Origin of the sequence: Trichlorobacter sp. (assembly GCF_030247655.1) — a bacterium.
Taxonomy (GTDB): Bacteria; Desulfobacterota; Desulfuromonadia; order Geobacterales; family Pseudopelobacteraceae; genus Trichlorobacter.
The window spans coordinates 1-3,620 of sequence record NZ_JAOTRZ010000263.1; the positions used below are offsets into that span (position 1 = coordinate 1).

4 protein-coding genes and 1 other RNA gene are annotated in these 3,620 nt (G+C 46.0%); 3 read left to right on the forward strand and 2 right to left on the reverse strand.

Features of this window, described 5'->3' with window-relative positions; genetic code table 11:
* A partial coding sequence (locus OEL57_RS15240) for a CorA family divalent cation transporter (RefSeq protein ID WP_300741627.1) occupies nucleotides 1–461 on the reverse strand: 461 nt, incomplete at its 3' end.
* A 164-nt stretch (nucleotides 462–625) separates the two neighbouring features.
* Here OEL57_RS15240 and smpB point away from each other — a divergent pair.
* The 3 genes from smpB to OEL57_RS15255 all read left to right on the forward strand — a co-directional run bounded on the left by smpB (nucleotide 626) and on the right by OEL57_RS15255 (nucleotide 3,235).
* On the forward strand, nucleotides 626–1,081 hold the full coding sequence (gene smpB, locus OEL57_RS15245; RefSeq protein WP_300741629.1) for an SsrA-binding protein SmpB: 456 nt from the start codon (nucleotides 626–628) through the stop codon (nucleotides 1,079–1,081).
* Nucleotides 1,082–1,113: 32 nt separating this feature from the next.
* Nucleotides 1,114–1,507: a transfer-messenger RNA gene (ssrA, locus tag OEL57_RS15250) on the forward strand.
* Between the two features lie 111 nt (nucleotides 1,508–1,618).
* Nucleotides 1,619–3,235: a site-specific integrase gene (locus OEL57_RS15255; protein ID WP_300741630.1), complete on the forward strand. Its 1,617-nt coding sequence runs from the start codon at nucleotides 1,619–1,621 to the stop codon at nucleotides 3,233–3,235.
* A 74-nt stretch (nucleotides 3,236–3,309) separates the two neighbouring features.
* On the opposite strand, the gene OEL57_RS15260 is transcribed toward OEL57_RS15255, so the two are convergent.
* On the reverse strand, nucleotides 3,310–3,620 hold a 311-nt coding region (locus tag OEL57_RS15260; protein ID WP_300741631.1), incomplete at its 5' end, for a hypothetical protein.

Consider the following 3,620-nt stretch of genomic DNA (forward strand, 5'->3'; position numbering starts at 1 on the left):
ACCGCCTCCAGGGTATCGGCATCGTCTTCAATCCGCATTTCCAGAATACCACCCATCACCCTGGCACCATCAGTATAATGGCTTGGGTTAAGCAACAGCTTGCGATTAAAATCACCAAAAACCGGTAGTTCAATAAAGCGGATGGTAATAACAAAATTGTCTTTCAGGGTGAAGGAAACTGACTCGTTACTGGCGGTAGTCTCCTGTTTTACCAGAAAATAGGTGTTGATGGTGATACCAAATTCATCCTCCCAATAGCGGGCAGAAAACTCGATCTCTTCAGTCTCCTGGCGGGTTGGCAGATCAAGCCCCAGTTTCTTGTCAAGTTCACTAACTTCGGTCATGCTTGGGGAAAGCATATCAACCCAGATCAGTTGTTTTGATTCTATCAGATCAATCTCATCACCACTGATCAGGTGGCTTGAAATAACACCATTTGCATTGTAGTAAACCTTGATCATGGCGAAAACCTCCTGAATAAACTCTGTAACAGGCGAAATACCGAGTGTTTTTGTATAGTCTCCAGTTCGGCGCTTGTCAACTGAAGAGGGGAGGCGCAAGGCAACATTTATGCAACGTTTCCGGCATTCCCTTTTTTGTCCGGCTCTGCTACAGTCTACCAATCATGTCTGAGAAACTTATCTGCGCAAACAAACGGGCCTTTCACGAATACCATATTGAAGAGCGGCTGGAGGCCGGTATCGTGCTGGTCGGAACAGAAGTTAAGTCACTAAGGGCCGGTAAATCCAATCTGACCGATGCCTTTGTATTGGTGCGGAATGGTGAAGCTTGGCTACATAACCTGCATATTGCACCCTACGATTTCGGTAACCGCCAGAACCATGAACCTGAACGACAGCGTAAACTTTTGCTGCACAAGAAAGAGGTTGAAAAGCTGCATGCCAGAATCCGTCTGGAGGGTTGTACCGCTGTACCGCTTAAGCTGTACTTCAAGGATGGCAAGGTTAAGGTTGAGGTGGGGATTGCCAAAGGCAAAAAACTGCATGACAAGCGGGAAGATATGAAAAAGAACGATCTGAAACGGGAACATGCAAAAGAGTTTAAAATTAAGGCTCGATAGCGTATAGTATAAAGTATGTTCTTTCACAAATTGGGGGCGTAAAGGTTTCGACAGGGGATTAAAGGAATTGGAAGCGAGTCGAGGGACGCAGATGGCCCGCGTTAAAAAATCTGCAGATTATATTTGCCAACTTTAAAAATGCAGTAGCAGACAACTATGGTTTCGGGGCTTGCCTCGCCGCCTAGTGTCAACAATCCCCAGAGAGCATCCTGGGTGGGGTAAACAGTAGATAATTCTGGTAACTGTTCGCCTAGCGACGTAAGTAAACGAGAGTGATCCTGTTTGTAGGTGTCAGTTAAACCTTCTGAGGCTCTGGAGATTTTGTTCTATTTCGACCGGGGCGTAAGATAAGAAAATGAACTACACTCGTAGTGTCTGGTTTTGTAGATCTTTTGGACGTCGGTTCGACTCCGACCGCCTCCACCAAAATTTTGTCAAAACATACTGATATTATTAGTATGTTTTGTTCGGGTAGAGTCTCCTTTTCGCGTTCGGTACACTTTTCGGTACACCGACCGGCGCAAAGGAGACTTTTTTATGTCCAAAAGCTACCTGCTGGCCACCCCTGCAAACTGGTTCTTCCGCCGTAAAGTGCCTGATGAACTGCGTACTGTTCTTGGCCGTCGCGAACTCAAGGTATCGTTAAAAACCGGCAGTAAACAAACAGCCTTGAAGCGGGCAAGGGTATTAGCGTATAAAACTGACCTAATATTTGAAACCTTGCGAGGTTCAACGATGGCTGGAGAACGAATCGACATACCCTGTTTGACCGAACTTATTGCCGAGTCCACCGTCACAATGCCTGGCGGTGCCAGCGTTCATCGTAAAGTAGAAATGAGCGAAGAGGAGTTTAAGGCACTTATCACCGCAAAAGCTGCCAACCCTGAGATTGCTGCCAACCTCTTGCAACAAGTTGGAAATATTTTACATCCCGCTGAAGTTTCCACTGTCACCGCACCTGTTGAAAATATTCCACCTCCTGCTGTCCCCGTTACTCCTGCTGTTGTCCATCCAGCACCGGTTCCAGCCATAATTGAGGCTGATGATGACGCAGAAACTCTTACCCGTGAGATGAAACTATCCGCAGCTATCGATGGTTACATGGAACACGGCAAGGAGATGGGAAAATGGAAAAACACCAAAGATGCTGACGATGTACGATCTGATTTGACATTACTGATAGAAGTGTTGGGAGATCTGTCACTCGTCATCGTTACCCCTCAAAGAGCTCTGTCATTCAGTAAAATCCTGCGTAAACTGCCCTCACGTCGAAAAACAAGACCACTGTATAAAGGCAGAACCATCAGAGATCTTATTTCCGACCCCTCGATTCCGAAAGAAGACTTGCTCGAAATATCAACCTACAACAGCATAATCGGCAACTGTTCAGCACTTTTCACGTGGGCCTTCAAAGGTGTGTACAACCCATTTTGTGATTTGAAGCAAAAAGACCGTCGGCTTAAACACCGTCTGCGCAATCCGTTCACTGCTCATGATCTGCTTAAAATCTTCAGCCATGAGACCTTCACTGGTAAAAAACCGAACAGAACATACCAGTACTGGACACCGTTGATTGCATTACTGTCTGGTATGCGACAAACTGAAATCGCACAGATTCAGCTTTCCGATATTATGGTTAGAGACGGTGTTTATGGCGTCAGTGTTGATGATGAGGCAGAAGGTCACACTATCAAAACTGAAACCAGTCGCCGTTTTGTCCCGATCCATCATGACTTGATCCGGTTTGGATTCAAGAATCGTGTGGATTATCTTATCTCACGTGGCGAAACTCGGCTCTTTCCAGAACTCTACCTATGGGAAACCGACCCGAACCGTAACAAACCGGATGAAAAGGTCTATGTCGGTCAGACCATCTCCAAATGGTTCAACGGTCCACGCAGATTTTTAGATAGCCTCGGCATTACCGATAAGAAGCTGGTATTCCACAGTTTCCGAAAAAACTTTATTACTGAGATGGTAAAGAAGAAAATACCCAAAGAAGAACGTGTAGCTATAGTCGGTCATGAAGGTGAAGACACGCATGACATATACATTGCAGAATATGACTACCCGAAATTAAAAGAGGATGTTGATTTGGTGGACTTCAGCCATGCGCTGCAAAATGTGGTTCCGTGGAACATCAACTGGCGATAAACGGATAGGAGACTATCAACCGAACCTACCGGATAACTCAGGGATCGCCTGGGTTATCCGGTTTTTTTATATGATTAACGCTTTGACAGCGATGGTATGTAACTGACTGGTTGTGACATCACTGAGACAGATTCAACCGTAACCGTCTCTGCTGGGTGGGTCAGTTTCAACGCCGATTCGATACCCGCTAAACAACTGGTCAACCGCAAATACACGTTACTTGGCACGTGAACCTGAAATCCGTCGTCTCGAACTTCACCGTTTGTCACGAGTTGCCGGACATCCCCCACCAGTGACTTGACTTGATCGACAAGCGCCTTCATTTCACGCTGCTTGTCGATAAGATTGTCACACTCATCAGCTACTTCAAGTGCAAGGTTATGAA